This is a genomic window from Vibrio sp. NH-7, assembly GCF_053643215.1.
This window is the reverse complement of the sequence record NZ_CM132188.1, coordinates 1,315,420-1,332,475: the sequence shown is the minus strand read 5'-3', so window position 1 is coordinate 1,332,475 and position 17,056 is coordinate 1,315,420. Positions and strand designations below refer to the sequence as shown.

16 protein-coding genes are annotated in these 17,056 nt (G+C 47.6%); 9 read left to right on the top strand and 7 right to left on the bottom strand.

Features of this window, described 5'->3' with window-relative positions; genetic code table 11:
• Window position 1 precedes the first annotated feature (1 nt).
• Window positions 2-1,177, top strand: coding sequence for a MerR family transcriptional regulator (locus ACUALS_RS20345; RefSeq protein WP_454449543.1), 1,176 nt, complete (start codon window positions 2-4; stop codon window positions 1,175-1,177).
• Here the strand turns inward: ACUALS_RS20345 and ACUALS_RS20340 are convergent.
• Window positions 1,152-1,820, bottom strand: a complete 669-nt coding sequence (locus tag ACUALS_RS20340; protein ID WP_454449542.1) for an START domain-containing protein — start codon at window positions 1,818-1,820, stop codon at window positions 1,152-1,154. The genes ACUALS_RS20345 and ACUALS_RS20340 overlap by 26 nt on opposite strands.
• A 77-nt stretch (window positions 1,821-1,897) precedes the next feature.
• Window positions 1,898-2,311, bottom strand: coding sequence for an alternative ribosome rescue aminoacyl-tRNA hydrolase ArfB (arfB, locus tag ACUALS_RS20335; protein WP_005469583.1), 414 nt, complete (start codon window positions 2,309-2,311; stop codon window positions 1,898-1,900).
• 227 nt (window positions 2,312-2,538) lie between these two features.
• Between arfB and ACUALS_RS20330 the strand changes: the two genes are divergently transcribed.
• On the top strand, window positions 2,539-2,919 hold the full coding sequence (locus ACUALS_RS20330; protein WP_038187440.1) for a VOC family protein: 381 nt from the start codon (window positions 2,539-2,541) through the stop codon (window positions 2,917-2,919).
• 34 nt (window positions 2,920-2,953) lie between these two features.
• Here the strand turns inward: ACUALS_RS20330 and ACUALS_RS20325 are convergent, their stop codons facing one another.
• A complete protein-coding gene (locus ACUALS_RS20325; RefSeq protein WP_454449541.1) occupies window positions 2,954-4,249 on the bottom strand; it encodes an alpha/beta fold hydrolase in 1,296 nt (431 codons plus the stop codon).
• A gap of 197 nt (window positions 4,250-4,446) precedes the next feature.
• Here ACUALS_RS20325 and catB point away from each other — a divergent pair, with 197 nt between their 5' ends.
• The 5 genes from catB to ACUALS_RS20300 all read left to right on the top strand — a co-directional run bounded on the left by catB (window position 4,447) and on the right by ACUALS_RS20300 (window position 8,243).
• Window positions 4,447-5,079: a type B chloramphenicol O-acetyltransferase gene (gene catB / locus ACUALS_RS20320; protein ID WP_454449540.1), complete on the top strand. Its 633-nt coding sequence runs from the start codon at window positions 4,447-4,449 to the stop codon at window positions 5,077-5,079.
• A gap of 103 nt (window positions 5,080-5,182) precedes the next feature.
• Window positions 5,183-5,680 carry a DUF2867 domain-containing protein gene (locus tag ACUALS_RS20315; protein ID WP_454449539.1) on the top strand — a complete coding sequence of 166 codons (498 nt, stop codon included), beginning with the start codon at window positions 5,183-5,185 and terminating at the stop codon, window positions 5,678-5,680.
• A 107-nt stretch (window positions 5,681-5,787) separates the two neighbouring features.
• Window positions 5,788-6,636, top strand: coding sequence for a pirin family protein (locus ACUALS_RS20310; RefSeq protein WP_454450058.1), 849 nt, complete (start codon window positions 5,788-5,790; stop codon window positions 6,634-6,636).
• Window positions 6,637-6,785: 149 nt separating this feature from the next.
• Window positions 6,786-7,379 (top strand): LysE family translocator, encoded by a 594-nt coding sequence (locus ACUALS_RS20305; protein WP_331403181.1) that lies wholly within the window; start codon window positions 6,786-6,788, stop codon window positions 7,377-7,379.
• 36 nt (window positions 7,380-7,415) lie between these two features.
• Window positions 7,416-8,243, top strand: coding sequence for a helix-turn-helix transcriptional regulator (locus ACUALS_RS20300; protein ID WP_331399551.1), 828 nt, complete (start codon window positions 7,416-7,418; stop codon window positions 8,241-8,243).
• 50 nt (window positions 8,244-8,293) lie between these two features.
• On the opposite strand, the gene ACUALS_RS20295 is transcribed toward ACUALS_RS20300, so the two are convergent.
• The gene (locus ACUALS_RS20295) at window positions 8,294-10,150 is read right to left on the bottom strand and encodes an ABC transporter ATP-binding protein (protein WP_454449538.1); all 1,857 of its coding nucleotides are present in this window, start codon (window positions 10,148-10,150) and stop codon (window positions 8,294-8,296) included.
• Between the two features lie 313 nt (window positions 10,151-10,463).
• Between ACUALS_RS20295 and ACUALS_RS20290 the strand changes: the two genes are divergently transcribed.
• Window positions 10,464-11,441: an arginine deiminase-related protein gene (locus ACUALS_RS20290; protein ID WP_454449537.1), complete on the top strand. Its 978-nt coding sequence runs from the start codon at window positions 10,464-10,466 to the stop codon at window positions 11,439-11,441.
• Between the two features lie 69 nt (window positions 11,442-11,510).
• Here ACUALS_RS20290 and ACUALS_RS20285 read toward each other — a convergent pair whose 3' ends face one another.
• Window positions 11,511-12,176 carry a Crp/Fnr family transcriptional regulator gene (locus tag ACUALS_RS20285; protein ID WP_454449536.1) on the bottom strand — a complete coding sequence of 222 codons (666 nt, stop codon included), beginning with the start codon at window positions 12,174-12,176 and terminating at the stop codon, window positions 11,511-11,513.
• 205 nt (window positions 12,177-12,381) lie between these two features.
• Here ACUALS_RS20285 and add point away from each other — a divergent pair, with 205 nt between their 5' ends.
• Window positions 12,382-13,374 (top strand): adenosine deaminase, encoded by a 993-nt coding sequence (gene add / locus ACUALS_RS20280; protein WP_454449535.1) that lies wholly within the window; start codon window positions 12,382-12,384, stop codon window positions 13,372-13,374.
• A gap of 60 nt (window positions 13,375-13,434) precedes the next feature.
• Here the strand turns inward: add and ACUALS_RS20275 are convergent, their stop codons facing one another.
• Both ACUALS_RS20275 and ACUALS_RS20270 read right to left on the bottom strand, forming a co-directional pair.
• Window positions 13,435-15,600: a TonB-dependent receptor gene (locus tag ACUALS_RS20275; RefSeq protein ID WP_454449534.1), complete on the bottom strand. Its 2,166-nt coding sequence runs from the start codon at window positions 15,598-15,600 to the stop codon at window positions 13,435-13,437.
• 134 nt (window positions 15,601-15,734) lie between these two features.
• A complete protein-coding gene (locus ACUALS_RS20270) occupies window positions 15,735-17,045 on the bottom strand; it encodes a lysine N(6)-hydroxylase/L-ornithine N(5)-oxygenase family protein (RefSeq protein ID WP_454449533.1) in 1,311 nt (436 codons plus the stop codon).
• Window positions 17,046-17,056: the final 11 nt, after the last annotated feature.

Below are 17,056 nucleotides of genomic sequence, written 5' to 3'. Positions count from 1 at the left end.
AATGTACAAAATCTCTCAGCTAGGCGAGAAACTGGGGCTATCAAGAACCACACTTCTCTATTATGAAAAGCTTGGTTTAATTAAAGGTAAGCGGTTGGACAACGGTTATCGACTTTATAGCGATAAAGATCTGCAGCGACTTCGGTTGATTCAGAAGCTACAAGCGGGTGGCTTGACGTTGAAAGAGTGCCAAGCATGTCTTGAGGAAAAGATTGAGCGCGAGATGTTGCTAAAGCGTTTGCACCAGCTAGATCAAGAAATCGCAGAAAAACAAAAGTCTCGCGAGCTGCTCGCGGCATTGGTAGGCGAGGCTCCGATGACCGAATGGCATGAAAACCTTGATGATGTTGCGCCCGATGCCCATGTGGAGTGGTTAAAGAATCAGGGTTTTGATGACAAGCAAATTCAACGTTTACGCTGGTTATCGAAAGACATGAATCAACACGATCAGTATATGGATGACTTTATGCGTGTTTTTGAGCCCTTGTCTCGCTGGGGGCCGGGAAGTGATGAAGATACCGCTAGAGCGGCCTCTCTGCTGCCCGCTTCTCACTTGGAGTTATTGGAGATTGGTTGCGGTAAAGGACTCTCAACAGAGTGGTTAGCAAAGCATCTCATTTGTCATGTTATCGCGGTTGACAACGAACCTTCGGCACTGGCGGCATTGACGACACGCGCAATCGAAAAAGGGTTTAATGACACTATCACGACGGTGTGTGCCAATATGGCATCACTTCCGTTTCAAGGGCAAAGTTTTGATGCGATTTGGGCTGAGGGATGCGCTTACCTTATGGGGTTCGAGCAAGCACTGGCAGCATGGCGACCACTACTTAAAAGCGAAGGGGTTCTCGTGATAAGTGATGCTGTGTGGTCTACAAAGCAGCCAGACGCCATGGTTAAAGAGTTTTGGCAGCGAGAGTATCCTCAAATGGTGAGTGCCGAGCAGAGAATGACAGCAGCAAAACTCGCGGGGTACGACGTCGTGGCCACGTTTGCGCTCAGCGAGCAAGCATGGGATAACTATTACCACCCACTCGCCAAACGCGTGGCCGAGTTAAGGGAGTCATTGGCAGATTCCTCGGTGTTGAACGACTTAGAGCATGAAATCCTAGTATCTAAAGCGCGCAAAGGGCAGGTTGACTATCAAATGTTTATTCTAAAACCGCGCTCTGTTTAGGCGATTCCTCCACATTTGGATGCTGAAAGGCTTGGTAACGTGGTAACTGAGCCTTTAGGTTTTCAAAGGTTTTACGAGCGCTCTCTTTCGCTAGCTTATTAATCAGCCAATTGGGCAGTGCGCCCCCAGGATCGGCAAAGGCTGTGTATTCAATTAGGGTGGTGCCAGAGGTGAGCTTCTGCAATTGCCACTGAGCGTTTATCGATTCAATACGAATGTAACCTTCTTGGAGAGGGAAAGTTGCCGGTGGCGCGTCAGTTATGGTTAAAGTAAATCCGAGCTCATCTTGCGTGTATCGGGAGTACGTGACCATGTCACGGTCTTTGGCTGGCCAAGGCGCAGAGAATTGGGTGTAGACAATGTTTTCTGTTGGCGACAGTTGATTCAACACGCGGCTTGAGCTGACGTTATCGACCCAGTTCGGGACGTTTTCCGAGTCTTCCAACAGCGTTAAAAACGCCCCATAGCTGGTCGGCGTGAACATCTGAGTTTTAATCTCGACTAAGCCATCGGTATGTTCACGTGAATAAACGCTAATACCTTCACTATCGCCCTCAAATTGCCAATAAAGGTTGCTACTTGCCAGCGAGTGAGCGCTTACAATAAGTGCACTAAGGGCGAGAGAGCATAATGGTTTATTCATAAGACTGGACCTGAAACCCGAATTAAATCTGATGCTTATATGAATTTAGAACAGTATAGGTGGATTTGCACGAGAGGTTAATGCTTAACGCGGCCGCGCAATGACTTTGTTTGCGATTTGATGCTTTTGCCTTTAAGGCGGCGTTCTTTGGATGCTCGGGTCGGCTTGGTCTCACGGCGTTTTTTCTGAACCACCATCGCTGAGCGGATAAGCTCTGCGAGTCGCTCTAAGGCGTCTTCGCGGTTTTGCTCTTGCGTGCGATATTGCTGCGCTTTGATCGTAATGACGCCTTCTTTCGAAATTCTGGAATCTCGCAGCGCCAGGATCTTTTCTTTGTAGATATCTGGAAGCGTTGAATGAGGCACACTAAATTGTAAATGGATCGCGGAAGAAACCTTATTGACGTTCTGCCCGCCCGCTCCTTGAGCTCGAATCGCCGTCAGTTGGATCTCCCAAGCTTGCAGGGTAACGGTGTTTGAGATTTTTAGCATAAGTCAGGGCGTCAACAAATAAGTAGAGGGGGCTATTGTACCTTAAAGGTTAGTTCGATTGGGAGCATGGTGTTCTGGCATATTGATTTTCAATGGGCTCAAAGTCATTAACTAGGTTCCCGAAATACCGAAACTGAGACACGAATTAATCTTTGTTCAATTGCTCGGAAAACTGGCTTTGCTTCGACTAACTTAAAGGGGGAGTCGATAATAGCAAGGAGACGGTTATGCAAATGAATCCAGTTGGTTGGTTTGAAATTTATGTGGATGACATGGAACGAGCGAAAGCCTTTTACGGTGAAATGCTTGGTGTATCATTTGAACAGCTCACTGATGAAGCGAAAGTGGGCGTCGAGATGTGGGGCTTTCCATCAAATATGGAGCAGTATGGGGCATCTGGCGCGTTGGCTAAGATGAAGGGCGTATCTGCTGGTGGCAACAGTACCATGGTGTACTTTTCCTGTCAGGATTGCGCGGTAGAAGAATCGCGTGTTGAGGGCGCTGGCGGTAAGGTGGTCGCGCAAAAATTTTCGATTGGTGAGCACGGGTTTATCTCGGTTGTCTCAGACTCTGAAGGAAACACAATCGGTCTCCACTCCATGAGCTAGATTTTACGCCCCAGTTGACGCTGGGGCGTTTTCATTATTTCAATGTCGCGGCGGTTTGTTCGCCCATTGCGATTAGCGTGTCTAAGATGCGTTCGCCATCCGCACGTAATCCGTTGTGTTCATACTCATTGGTGATCCATGCTTTCGCATTGGGTATTGTCGCAAGCGTCTCACGGCTAATATCCATTTCGACAAACATGTCATCGGCATACACTGCGCAGCTGACAGGGACCTTGTTGTTCGCCAGTACATCAGCGTTGTAAAGTGGCGTCCAGTCTTGTTTTTCTGCCAATAGTTCTGCTGCTTGCTTGAGCGGTTTTAGGTTCTCATATTGTTCGAACATCCAAGGAAAGACCATTTCACCAGTAAACAGGAAGGGCTTGCCAGATTGGTAGTTAAACTCGTCGCGAGTCTGTCTAACGCGGTGCGCACTCCAGTTAGACGCAAAGCCTTGGCAGTAGATCGACTCATGCAAAATGGCGTAAATCGGATTGGTGTGGAAGCTTTGTTCCATCAACATGCTGTTTAGAAACTCATAACGCAGTTGGGGCTTGCCTTTGATTTCCACAAAGGCGTTTTCCAATAGGTAGTAAGTGGGTAAGAAGGTGTCACTCATACCGAAGTTGATGCCAAGCTGCTGGAACTGCTCAACAGTAAAGCGTTGGCCATTGGGCAAGAACTCATCGTTTTCAAGCAAATGTTCCGCGATGCGTTGGCACATCTGTTGTGCCTGCGGAAATTGCTGGAAGAAAGCTTGGTTTTTGTCCATTGTCCGTTTGAACGTTGCTTGGTAGACATCGTCAGGATGGTGAGAGATAGAAGGCACTCCACCTGTAATGTAGCTGCGCGACAAACTCTCAGGAAACAGCGATAAATAGGTCAGTGAGCAAAACCCGCCGAAGCTTTGACCGAGAATAGCCCATTTCTCTACGCCTAGTTTCTCTCGAATAAATTCTGCGTCACGCACAATATTGTCCGCACGGAAATGTGCCAAGTAGTCAGCTTGCTCTTGTGGCGATAGAGGGGCTAACGTCTGATGGCTGATGACGGTGCTATTTCCGGTGCCACGTTGATCAAGCAACAAAACACGGTATTGTTGTAATGCGCGTTTGACCCAGCCATTGCATCCGTTTTGACGCGGAGACGGAAAACCAGGGCCGCCTTGGAAATAGACTAGGAAGGGCTTTGCGCTGTCACCATCGGAAACCAATGAGAGCTCGCGGGCAAACACTTCGATCGACCCTTGGTCTGGGTTGGCATAGTTGAGTGGCACTTGAAAATAGTGAGGAGTGTATTTAACTCCAGCATCGATAAACGGTTGAGCATTCATATTGTATTTGTACATCCGTGACGTGAGTGATGCGGTATCTTAGCGCTTTGTTGGAGTGATACCAACGTCTGTGTGAGTTTGTGTGTGCTTGGTTAGCGACAGTCGAATTGTCAGTGATCGATATCCTATTTTGCCTTATCCTCAGAGGCTAAGCCTAGGCTTGAATACGACTCATAGACAACGAAAAGAATGAAATTATGAACTATTTTGAATCCCCATTTTCCGGCAAGCCTTTGTCTGAGCAAGTGACCAATCCCAATATCCTAGTAGGGCGACATAGCTACTATTCTGGTTATTATCATGGTCATGGCTTTGATGATTGCGCACGTTACCTCAACCCTGAGCGAGACGATGTTGATAAGCTGATTATTGGGAATTTCTGCTCCATTGGCTCAGGTGTGGTCTTTATGATGGCGGGCAACCAAGGCCACAGAAGCGACTGGATAAGTACCTTTCCCTTCTTTTATCAAGACGATGAGAATTTTGCCGATGCAAGTGATGGTTTTGTTCGCGCAGGTGATACGGTGATTGGCAATGATGTCTGGATTGGCTCAGAGGCGATGATTATGGCTGGGGTGACAATTGGCGATGGTGCCATCATTGCCAGTCGAGCGGTCGTAACCAAAGATGTCGCTCCCTACGAAGTAGTCGGATCTAATACTGCTAAGCATATCAAGTTTCGATTTTCGCCAGAGCAGATCGAGATGCTACTTGAAATGCAGTGGTGGTATTGGTCAGACGAACAACTCAAAGGGGCGATGCGTCACTTATGCTCCGCAGATATTTGTGCGCTGCACGATTATTGGCGACATACCCTTGTACAAGGTTGACTCTTAAGTGAGATAGCCAAGATATTGAATCATCATTAGTATTCAATACCTTGAATGTTCGCTATGGTGAGAAATACGTGCAACAGAATGGATAATCCACGATATGTCTAAGCCGTCTTTAATTGAACCCTATTTCGAAAACGCCCATTTTTCTGACTGTTTCTCGGTGACTTTACCGAATCAGCAGCAATCTGCGTTTGAGGTTTATAAAGTGCTGATGAAAAGCTCCCCTCGTTGGGTAAATCGCCTGATGGAACTGCGAAACTTTATTGTCTCGAAGTTGGGTTTAAAGAACCTTGGCAGCATGAATGAGCTAAGTACTGATTTAGATGAAACGGCATGTAAGCCCGGCGACCGCATAGGAATTTTTACCTTAGTGTCGCTCACGCCCAATGAGGTGCTGGCGGAAGACTGCGATAAGCATTTAAACGTTCGATTATCTTTTTTGCTGGTTCCAAACGGAGAGTGGGTCACCTTGCATGTAACAACGGTCGTTCATATAAAAAACTGGCTAGGTCGAGTCTATATGCTGCCAGTGGCTCCGATGCATAAGCTTATTGTGCCTTCAAGTCTCAAGGCGTTAGAGCGTCAATACCAGTAGCGGCCCCAGTCTTGTTCGATTTTTTCGAATAAGAGCCTCCAATCCCTTAGCTCATCATTTTTTCTCAGCCCGATACACTCATTCCTATAGTGAGAAGGAGAAGAATGATGAGCAAGTTAAGAGAAGTCACCCAAATAATTCGTTCGCACGCTACTTCAGACGGCGATGGGGTAAAAATCTCCCGTGTGGCGGGTTTCAATAACAAACACTTTTCTCCATTTCTGATGGTGGACGAGCTCAAGTCTGATCAGCGTTCAGACTATGTGGGTGGTTTTCCTCCTCATCCTCATCGAGGTATCGAGACTCTGACGTATATGATGAAGGGTCATTTTCAGCATCGCGATCACATGGGCAATGTCGGTGAGCTGAGATCAGGCGGCGCCCAATGGATGGCTGCGGGTCGGGGCGTGATTCACAGCGAAATGCCGATTATGGAAGAGGGCGATCTGCACGGATTCCAGATTTGGATAAACCAACCGGCTCGAGACAAGATGAAGCCTGCTCAGTATTTCGATTTCCAACCTGAAATGATTACCGAGAGAGAATCTTCTGAGACGGGATTACACCGTGTGCTCGCAGGGGCTCTCCATGCCGATGGTGAAATATTAAAAGGGCCGCTAGACAAAACGGGTGTTTCGTTGAGTGTGGCCGATTGGCGAGCAAGTGACAATCAAGCGTCACAGATTCAAACGCCAGAGCACTTCAATATGATGATTTATGTTTACCAAGGCGCGCTTGAGGTGTCAGGAACCTCAGTCTCGAGCGGGCAATTAGCCATCCTTTCTCAAGGCGATTTAGTTGAGCTTAAATCGACGCAAAGTAGCGGGGCACTGCTGTTTTGTGGTGAGCCCATCGATGAGCCCGTGGTCCATTATGGCCCGTTCGTGATGAACAGCATGGCTGAGATTGAACAGACCATTCGCGACTACAACAACGGGCTATTTGAAACCTATTAATGCCATTTTTATGCAATTGTTGCTTCAATCCACTGCTGCAGCTTTTTCGCACCGCCGCCCACATGGGCGGCTTTTTTGTGGCTGCAATATCGTTCAATAAAGGTGTTGGCATTCAGGGTAATTTGAGTTGAACAGATTGAGGAGGAACTATGGACAATTTTATATTCGCGATGATGGTGTTTGCCTTTGTCGGTGCAGTTACGCCAGGGCCGGTAAACCTATTGGCGACATCTACCGCCGTTCAGCAGGGCAGCATACAGGCATTCAAACACGTATTGGGCGCTTCTTTCGCTTATGCGGGGGTTGTCTATCTGTCTGGATCGATGTTGTCGACCGTGTCGGATAAACTGCCCATGCTTGAATCGTCCATGCAGCTAGTGGGTTCTGGCTTTCTGATCTGGCTAGCCTACAAGATCGCCAGTGCACCTGTGGGTAACATTGAGGTGGAGCAGAAAACGACTTCTGGGTGGGTAACAGGGGCGTTGGCTCAGTTACTTAACCCTAAAGCTTGGCTAGTGGCAATGTCTGGAGTAAGTGTATACGTTGTTGGGCAAATGAATCCTCTTCGATGGTTGTGGATTTTTACCTTTATTTCTCTTGGCGCGTGCTTGATTGGCGTTGGAGTCTGGGCATTACTCGGTAAGCTATTGGCTGCTCATTTGTCACAATCAAATAAACAGCGTATCTTTAATCGAGCTATGGCGATTATTCTCGTTATGTCGGTCAGCATGATGTGGCTTTAGTGAGCCCGCTGGATTCAGAAATTGCAAGGAGTGCAAATGAAAAAAGACAGCAGTGCGAGCTTTAAACAAAGCACAGTTTTGCCTTGGGTCGAGCTGCGTATCGCTAATCGCACTAGCGCATGTTATGACGCGCACTCTCATGATGAATTTTCATTTGGCATCATCGAGCAAGGTCGAGCCGAGTACCGAAATCGTCACCAATCGCACCGCATAGGTAAAGGCGATATTGTCACTATCAACCCTGCTGATGTTCACTCATGTAATCCAGAAGCGGGCACTTGGTCTTATAGTATGTTGTTTATTGATGCCATCGAGATGGGAGCCTTGCAAAGGGATGTGCTACAACATGAGACAAGCAGGATGAGCGAAGATTACCAGCCGTTTAAGGCGGACTTCGAAAGAGACCAGACATTAAGACATGGCTACTTACGTTTGTTCCACGCTTTGCAATCTGAGGCGGATGCATTGCAGGTAGAGTCGCGCTTGTATGATTTTATTCAAACCAGTTTGCGACTTGGAACAAGACAAAACATCGCAGCTAAACCTAGCGGTTCCTTGCGCCGAGTAAAGGAGAAACTGTTGGATGAAATCACTGGTTCGCATCAACTTGAACAGCTTGCTCAGGAAGCCGAGATGAGCCGCTACCAGTTACTTCGCGCATTCAAGCATCATTTTGGTTTGCCGCCCCACTCCTATTTATTAGATGAAAAGATTAAGCGTGCGAAAGTGATGTTGAAATCTGGGCAAGAGATTTCGCAAGTAGCGTATGAATTAGGTTTTTCTGACCAAGCCCATTTTCAGCGCCAGTTTAAGAAGCGGTTGGCGGTGACGCCTAAGTATTATCAATCACATTTCGTCGATTAAAAAAGGAAGCCGAAGCTTCCTTTTGCGTGTGATAGGCATTGATGTAAGGATTATGCAGAGAGCTCTTGAGCTGGCTCTTCATCACCAATAAACCCGCCTGTTTGATGGTTCCACAGCTGGGCGTAAATGCCACCGCTTTGGACCAACTCTTGGTGAGTGCCTTGCTCGACGACTTCGCCCTTATCAAGCACGATCAGGCGATCCATCGCTGCGATGGTAGACAAACGGTGCGCAATCGCAATAACGGTTTTTCCTTCCATCAGTTCATTCAAGCTCTCTTGGATGGCCGCTTCGACTTCCGAATCGAGCGCTGAAGTCGCTTCGTCAAGAATCAGCAATGGCGCATCTTTGAGTAACACGCGAGAGATTGCGATACGTTGACGTTGCCCGCCAGACAATTTCACGCCTCGCTCACCCACTTGAGCATCGTAACCGGTATTGCCAAACGGGTCGCTCAGGGTTTCGATAAACTCATGAGCGTGCGCTTGTTTGGTTGCTCGCAGTAGATCGTCTTCAGTGGCATCTGGGTTGCCGTAGAGAATATTATCGCGAATCGAGCGGTGCAGCAGTGAGGTATCTTGAGTCACCATGCCAATTTTCGCGCGCAGCGAATCTTGAGTAACGTCAGAAATCACTTGGCCATCGATCTTGATCTTGCCGCTTTCTACATCATGGAAACGCAGCAGTAAGTTCACTAAGGTCGATTTACCTGCACCAGAGCGCCCCACTAAGCCGACTTTCTCTCCGGGCATAATGTTCAAGTTTAGGTTGCTAATAACCCCCTTGGTTTTATCCCCGTAGTGGAAACTGACGTTATCGAACTCGATGCCGCCTTGTTCGACAGTCAGAGGTTTAGCGTTGTCTTTGTCTTGAATATCAATGGGTTTTGAAAGCGTCTTCATGCCATCAACCACGGTACCCATGTTTTCAAACAGCGCGCCGACTTCCCACATGATCCACATCGACATACCATTAATACGTAGTGCCAATGCAATCGCGATGGCAATTGAACCCACGCTGATCGAGCCATCCATCCATAGATAAATTGACAGTGCGCCAACGGAAAAGACCAATAAATAGTTGGTGATTTCTACCGCAACGTCAAAACCGGTGACCAAGCGCATTTGCTTGTACACCGTATCAAGGAAGCCACGCATGCCTTTTTCGGCGTACTCGGTTTCGCGTTTGCTGTGGGAAAACAGCTTAACCGTCGCGATGTTGGTGTAACTATCCACAATTCGACCTGTCATGGTCGAACGCGCATCTGCTTGTTCCGAAGCGACCTTTTTCAACTTCGGCACAAAATAGATTTGGATCGCGACATAACAGCCAAGCCAAATCATCATCGGGATCATCAGACGAATATCAGCTTGCGCCAGCAATACGATCATTGCGGTGAAGTAAACCGAGACATAGACAAAAACGTCCATGGTTTTCATCACGGTTTCTCTTACTGCCAGCGAGGTTTGCATCACTTTGGTTGCGACACGTCCGGCAAAATCATCTTGGTAGAAATTGATGCTCTGCTTTAACAAGTATCGGTGTGCTAACCAACGAATCGACATTGGGTAGTTACCAAGCAGGGTTTGGTGCGCCAAGAGTGAGTAACTGGTGACCAAAACTGGCATCACAACCAAAAGTAGGATGGCGTAAAAAATGAGCTCACTTTTGTTGTCTTGCCAAAATGTCTCCGGGTTGCTGGTTGATAGCCAATCTACAAGGTTACCCATGGCACCGAACAGTGACACTTCCACAATAGCAACGATCATAGCCATGAAAGACATGATGATCAGTGGAATTTCATATCCACGTGTGTAGTAACGGCAAAAGGCAAAAATACCCGTAGGGGGTTGCCCGGGTTCTTCATCGGGAAAAGGTTTGGTAAACCCTTCAAATTTCTTAAACATACATGTTTCCTAAACGCACAAATGACACTGAATGTGTCGATACGACGAGTGAGTTCGTCCATTAATGAGGAAGGCTTATCAATGGTATACGTTTCGTAATTAAAATGTAACTAGTGGAATATTCTTAATTTTGCATAATATCCAGCCCGACAGAGCAAACCGTCTTTGTGGCAATAAATTTTCCTTCAATAATTTACGTTAACAGTAAATATTTCTGAATCGAGCGTATTTGCCCCCTTAAGTTCAGTGATTTTTGATTTAACAATATGTCTACAATTGGCTTCATTGAGTGAGGAAAAATGAGTTTGTCACGATGTTGAAACAGCAAGCCCGACTAAAAAAACAATCAGAAGTGGTTCAAAACGCTAATTGCGTAGTGATGGTGCCACCAAAAGAATTTGCGTTTAACGCGGAAACGGCGAAGGACAACGAATTCCAGCATCAGGTGAATGATACCAATGAACATATTCGTCATATGGCGATGCAAGAGTTCAACCACATGGTTGACCAGCTTCGTCATGCTGGTGTTCAGGTGGTGGTGTTTGATTACCCAACTGGTGATGTTGAAACGCCAGACGCTGTTTTCCCGAACAACTGGTTCAGCACGACGCCAAGTGGAGAGCTGTTTACGTTCCCCATGGCCTGTCACAATCGCCAACAAGAAGTCAAACCGGATGCGCTTCGAGAAACACTAGAATTGGCGGGACGCCAAGTAAGCAGTGTTGACTCTTTGACCTCTTATCTGGAGATTGACGCGCACTTGGAAAGCACCGGTGTGATGGTGATGGACCACCCAAACAAGACGATTTACGCAGCCCTTTCCCAGCGCTGCGATCGCGAAGTACTAGAAGATTACGCAGAGCGAATTGGATATAGCCGTGTGGTCTCTTTCCAGACAGCGCTGCCTTCTGGCAAGCCGATTTATCACACCAATGTGATGATGGCGATCGGTGAGAACTTCTGTGTCATTTGCGATGAAGTGATCCCGGAGTTTGAACGTCGATTCGTGATCAAGTCATTGGCTAAAGACAAGCAAGTAATCTCCATCTCGATGGAGCAGATGAATCAATTCTGTGGAAATATACTGCAACTAGAGACCATCAATGGTGAGAAAGTGATCGCAATGTCGCAGTCAGCTTACGATGCGTTTTCGCCGGCGCAGCGCGTCCAACTCTCTACCCACGGCCGTTTGATGCCATTTAACGTCCAGACGATTGAAAACATCGGCGGAGGAAGCGTACGTTGCATGTTGGGTGAAGTGTTCTTGCCAAGCCGCTCTCGCATTTTGTAGTGGCGGTTGGATTAGCAATAAAATAAATAGCGGCGCTTTCTCAGTTGGGAAAGCGCTTTTGTTTTTGGGCTATTGGTAATACTTTTCCAACGATTGAGTCAGGGCGTCTAGATTCACTGGCACAACGCCCGATTTATCGCTCTCCTTTTCGACCAAACCTTCATCAATCAGCTCGCGGATGATGCGTGTGTATGCCCGTTCGGTACAGCCAAATCGTTGCGCTTCTTGATACATATAGCTGTGACCTTGAGACTTCTCGTTACAGGTATGACGATCAACCAAATCTTTGATGATGTTGTATTTCAGCGGATATAAAGATCGTTCAATCGCAATGCTCATGGTGTTGAGGTAGATGTTCGACATTCTATGGTTCATCCAAAATGCGATATGCCCATCTTGAAGTAGCAGCTCAGCAAACTTGTCCATGGGAATGGCGATCAATTCTACGTCCGATGTGGCTACCACACTAAATGGGCTGGGGCCGTCTGAAAAGAATTCCATTTCACCAAAAAAATTGTCTGCGAGATGGTAGTCACCCAAGCTGAGCGTCTTACCGTTCTCTGCGGTGTGCAGCACCGAAAACTGCGCGTTGTCCGCCCAGTAGACCTCGCTTACTTGCGTATGTTGCTTGATGATGAAGTCGCCTTTGGAGACTTGAATGGTGCGATACTCTTGGTTTTTGACCCATTGACGGATTTTGTTCAATCCCTCGGCCAATATTTTGCTTTTATCCATAGTGATTTATCTACAATGCCCAAGTGAAATTTTTTGCTCTACCGGACAATTGTCGTGTTGCTAACCTTGGTCGATCATATACCATGAGTTTTATCGTTATCAAAAACAAAAGATAAAGCGTGATTAACCTGACGGTGACTATAGTTATAGTGTGACCACGATAGGCGTTTTATCGAATAAAAAGTAAAAGTTAGGACGTAAACAGATGAATTACTTTGATCTTCCAAAAATCGATCTTCACTGCCACCTAGATGGTAGCCTTCGCCCGCAAACCGTTATTGATTTGGCGGCGGAGCAAAAAATTGAGTTACCTAGCCAAGATCCTGCAGTGATCAAAGAGATGATGGTTGCGCCTGAAACTTGCCCTAATCTACAAGAGTATCTAGACCGTTTTGCTTTGCCGATTCAAGTGATGCAAACCAAAGAAAGTCTTGAACGTATTTCGTTTGAGCTGTTTGAAGACGCAGCGAAAGAAAACGTTAAGTACCTAGAGGTGCGTTTTGGACCTCAGTTACATACTCAGCAAGGATTAACTTACGCGGAGATCATCGACAGTGTGGTTAAGGGCATGAAGCGTGCAGAAGCGTTGTACGATATTCATGGCAACTACATTCTGTCATTGGTCAAATTGCTGCCAATCGATTCGGTTAACGACATTATTGATGCGGGTGTGCCATTTGTAGGTAACGGTGTTGTCGCTTTTGACTTAGCAGGCGCAGAGCTGGATAACTTCGCTCACGATTACGTTGAGTACACTCAGTATGCGCGCGAGCAGGGTTATCGCATTACCATTCACGCTGGTGAGCAAGGTTGCGGTCAAAACGTGTACGACGCGATTGAGTTGCTAGGCGCAGAGCGCATTGGCCACGGTGTTGCAATTAAAGATCACGCTGAGGCTTATCAACGCGTTAAAGAAGATGTGGTTGGCTTAGAAGCGTGCCCAAGCAGCAACGTTCAAACCAAAGCGATTCCTGAACTGAAAGCGCACCCGTTAAACGATTTCCACAAAGATGGTCTGGCTGTGACGATCAACACGGATAACCGCACGGTATCGAACACAACCATGACGGATGAAGTGACCAAGGTGATGGAGCAGTTTGAGCTAACTGCTGAAGACTACAAGCAGATTTACACGGCGAGTGTTGAACAAGCATTTGCTTCAGATGATGTGAAGAAGCACTTGATGCAGTTTGTTTAATCGCAGTTGAGCGTTATACAAAAGAAAAACCGCCCAATCAGTTGGGCGGTTTTTTATTGCTTAGAACTTAACTTGGTAGTTCAGCGTGAACGTACGGCCGCGGCTGCGGTAATCGTAGGCTTCTGCTGCGTAGTGGCGCGCGTATAGAATTTGAGCGCGTTGACCCCAAATCGTCGTGTAGTCAGCATTTAGAAGGTTTTGGATACCGAAACCTAAGCTACCCACAGGCAGTTGGTAGCTACCAACAAGGTCGAATGTTGTGTAGCCTTCCAGTTTGTTGTCCGCGTCATCTTCGTAGTCAAACATGGTTTGGCTTTGCAGTTTCGCTGCTAGGTTGTCGTCGTACCAACCCAACCAAGCGCTGGCTTTTGATGTACTTGCATTGCCTGCGCTCATCTTGTCCCAGCCGCTCTCTGCTTCAACTTCAGAAATCACATAGTGACCTGAAGCGCCCAGTTGCAGGTTGCTCGTTACCCAGTAAGAGGCCATACCTTCAGCACCGTAGACGCGTTGCTTGTCGTCCAACTTCTCGATAAGTAGCGTGGTGCGGTTGTATTTGATGCTGCGGTCAGATTGTGAGTAGTAAGCTGCCGTTTGGATATTAAAGTTGTTTTGGTTGGTGCGGAAACCAAGTTCGACACTGTTGGTTTTCACCCCTTCCATTTTCGAAGAGTCAACGTTGATGCTGTTTTGCAAAGACCAGTGACCGTTAGCATCTGGCGCTGACGAGTAGCTACCTTGGCCGTAGTACTTCGCTGGATCGGCTAAGTCAAAACCTTGCGAGAAGTTTGCCCAGATCTGCGTTGCATCGCTTAAGCTGTAGATGGTCCCTAGGTTTGCAAGACCAATGTTGTAGCTTGTTTCACCGCCCGGAACAGCATCTGCTGATGCGCCATTCCCTGCCGCGATTTTCTTTTGCACACTGTAGGCAACGAAGTCGTCGATTTTGTTGTTCATGTACTGGTAACGGAAGCCGCCTTGCAGTTGCCAGTCGTCAGTGATTGCCCAATCCGCTTGGATAAAGCCTGCGACGGAGCCGACTTCCACACCGGGGTAACGACCCGTTGTCGCGTACGTCTCGTTGATTAGGTTACCAGAGTTGCCAGCAATGGTCGGATCGAACAAGGCTTGGTTGCTGTCCAGTTTGTCGCGATAAGCATCGACACCATAGATAAGATTTACGGCGCCAAGCTGCTTAGAAAGCGCTGTTTTCAACGTAAGCACATCGGTAATTTGTTGCGATGCACCTTGGTAGTATGGGGTGTAGGTTTGGTCTTCTTTGCGGTAAGAGGCCTCGGCGATCAACTGATGACCTAAGAAGGCTTCATTGTTGTAGACTGCGCTCAGCATAATGCGCTCTGTACCGTGTTGACGGTCAGATTTAAAACCATCACGCACATCGACAAAGTTTCTGCCCTCAATGTACAGCCCGTACGGAGAGTCTTGCTCACTGTCATAGTACTGGCCAAATAAGCTGAGGCTTTGCGTATCTGTGAGGTTGATGTTGGCGCTCGCCATCACGTCAAAAGTCTCGTTAAATTGAAGTGAACCTTGCGAGATGTCAGGGGTGATGATGTCACCATCGGCATCATAGAAACCTTGGGTCTTTGAGTATACGATCGAGGTACGAGCTTGCACTTTTTCGTTGCCGCCAGCAATGGACTGAGCAAATCGGTAGTCAAGATCTTTGCTTGAGTTAAATCCGGTTGCACCGCCAACCAGCGTTTCAAGCTCAAGGCCATCTTCTGACCCTTTTTTGGTCACAATATTGATGACGCCGCCTGAAGCACCTGCGCCGTAAATCGATGTCGCACCTGATAGCACTTCGATGCGTTCAATGTTGAACGGGTCGATGGAATCTAGGTGGCGGCTGATAGGACGCGAAGATTGCAGCGAGACACCATCAATCATCACTAGCATTTTGCGTCCACGAAGGTTTTGACCATAGTTTGTACGAGCGCCGCTGCTCACATCCAGTGACGGAATGGCGGTCGCGAGGATTTCCCCTAAGGTTTTACCACCACGATATTCCTGCTCAACCTGCTCAGATTCGATGTACCAGACGGTGCCTGGAATATCGCTGATCGCTTTCGGTAGGCGACTCGAAACCACGACCATTTCATCAAACGTGGTGGTGTCTTGCGCTTGTACCGCAACGGCGGCTGTTGTTGAAGCTATCGCCAATGCGATGGTTGATAGAGGAAAACTTCCTTTGTTCAGTTTCATTTTTATCTCTGTTTTTAAATGAAGAAAGCCAAACCACGTGTCGGGTTTTATGGCTTCCAATGTTGCTACAAAAAGCGGGTACTCAGCTTTGTGAGGCCAAGTTGAGCACCTGCAAATAACGAAAACTTTCTGACTTACGCCACCACTTTGCTGATGGCGCTATCGGGGGAGAGCCATTCAATCATGCCTTGCCCCGAGTCGGTGTCGTAAAGAGTTTGCCCAGCGAGCTGGTTGATGATTTGCGCACTTCGCCACGCCATTAAACTGAGCTGTGGCTCGGCAATGCCGTGACTGTGCATGCCGGCGTTTACGGCAAAAATCTTGTTGGTTTTGGCACCCGCCCATTTGAGCTCAAAGTTGGCGGTGAGCTGATAGCGGTTGTTCTCATCAAGATCGAGCAGCGGCAAAATCCCGTTCAGGCAAGTAGGTGTTGGTGCCTCAAATCCGGTGGCGAGAATAACGATGTCCGCTTGGTGGTATTCAGTTTGTTGGCTTAGCGCATTGCCCGCGCAGAGCTCGTAGCCAGTATTGATTTCACGCATATTGGTTAAAGTGCGATGCGGCAGCAATCTCACCCACTTTTCTTCTTTTAGAACATCAAAGCGGTGGTAGAGCTCTTGATAAATCGTCAGTAGGGCTTTTTGTGTTATGCCATCTGAGGTGAGCTTTTGTTGAGTAATCTCGTTGCGTTTAACGTCCGGCGATAGGTTGATGAATGCGTTCACATAATCTGGTGCGAAAAATTCGTTGGTAAACGCGGCTTCGTCGAGCGGTTGGAAATTGGAACGACGCGAGAGCCAATCCAACGAGCGAGGTTTGCCCCATTTGCTTTGCAAGACATTAAGAAAAATGTCCGCGCCACTTTGACCTCCACCAACGATCATGACGCGTTTGTTGGTGAAATCTCGATCTCGCAGCCCAATCTCGGCTGCGTGAAATACCTTGTCGCTAATGAACTTTTTGCTGCAGTCAGGGAATGACGGCACCTTGCCTGTTCCAATACACAAGTTGTTGGCGTGGTAAGCGCCTTGATTGGTATGAAGGGTGAACTGCTCGCCGTCGTAATCCACTTGCTCTACCTTAGTTGAGAACTGAACGTTCCCCATTTGGTGTGCTGCCCAAGCAAGGTAGTCTGAGAACTCATGTCGGCTGATGCAGTTCAGCTCCGCCGAGAGGAAACGGTAGAACTTTTTGTTCCTAACCAGATACGAGAGGAAGGAGTAACGATTCTCCGGATCGACGGCACTGACCAAATCTTTCAAAAACATGGTCTGCATGTTGGTGTTATCCAATAGCAAACCAGGGTGCCAAGAAAAGCGTTCACGACCTTCAAAAAATGTGGCATTGATTTGAGGCTGCGTGTCTAAAAGTGCGGCGACACTGAGGTTAAAGGGGCCGACCCCAATACCGGCTAGATCGAGTTTGACGTTGTTAGTGTTGTCCATTTGAATCATCC

Bases quoted from the DNA above. Each gene is read 5' to 3' on its own strand.
- ACUALS_RS20270 (WP_454449533.1), bottom strand. From the start codon at position 17,045: ATGGACAACACTAACAACGTCAAACTCGATCTAGCCGGTATTGGGGTC.
- ACUALS_RS20290 (WP_454449537.1), top strand. From the start codon at position 10,464: ATGTTGAAACAGCAAGCCCGACTAAAAAAACAATCAGAAGTGGTTCAA.
- ACUALS_RS20300 (WP_331399551.1), top strand. From the start codon at position 7,416: ATGAAAAAAGACAGCAGTGCGAGCTTTAAACAAAGCACAGTTTTGCCT.
- ACUALS_RS20295 (WP_454449538.1), bottom strand. From the start codon at position 10,150: ATGTTTAAGAAATTTGAAGGGTTTACCAAACCTTTTCCCGATGAAGAA.
- ACUALS_RS20345 (WP_454449543.1), top strand. From the start codon at position 2: ATGTACAAAATCTCTCAGCTAGGCGAGAAACTGGGGCTATCAAGAACC.
- add (WP_454449535.1), top strand. From the start codon at position 12,382: ATGAATTACTTTGATCTTCCAAAAATCGATCTTCACTGCCACCTAGAT.
- ACUALS_RS20330 (WP_038187440.1), top strand. From the start codon at position 2,539: ATGCAAATGAATCCAGTTGGTTGGTTTGAAATTTATGTGGATGACATG.
- arfB (WP_005469583.1), bottom strand. From the start codon at position 2,311: ATGCTAAAAATCTCAAACACCGTTACCCTGCAAGCTTGGGAGATCCAA.
- ACUALS_RS20340 (WP_454449542.1), bottom strand. From the start codon at position 1,820: ATGAATAAACCATTATGCTCTCTCGCCCTTAGTGCACTTATTGTAAGC.
- catB (WP_454449540.1), top strand. From the start codon at position 4,447: ATGAACTATTTTGAATCCCCATTTTCCGGCAAGCCTTTGTCTGAGCAA.
- ACUALS_RS20285 (WP_454449536.1), bottom strand. From the start codon at position 12,176: ATGGATAAAAGCAAAATATTGGCCGAGGGATTGAACAAAATCCGTCAA.
- ACUALS_RS20305 (WP_331403181.1), top strand. From the start codon at position 6,786: ATGGACAATTTTATATTCGCGATGATGGTGTTTGCCTTTGTCGGTGCA.
- ACUALS_RS20315 (WP_454449539.1), top strand. From the start codon at position 5,183: ATGTCTAAGCCGTCTTTAATTGAACCCTATTTCGAAAACGCCCATTTT.
- ACUALS_RS20310 (WP_454450058.1), top strand. From the start codon at position 5,788: ATGAGCAAGTTAAGAGAAGTCACCCAAATAATTCGTTCGCACGCTACT.
- ACUALS_RS20275 (WP_454449534.1), bottom strand. From the start codon at position 15,600: ATGAAACTGAACAAAGGAAGTTTTCCTCTATCAACCATCGCATTGGCG.
- ACUALS_RS20325 (WP_454449541.1), bottom strand. From the start codon at position 4,249: ATGAATGCTCAACCGTTTATCGATGCTGGAGTTAAATACACTCCTCAC.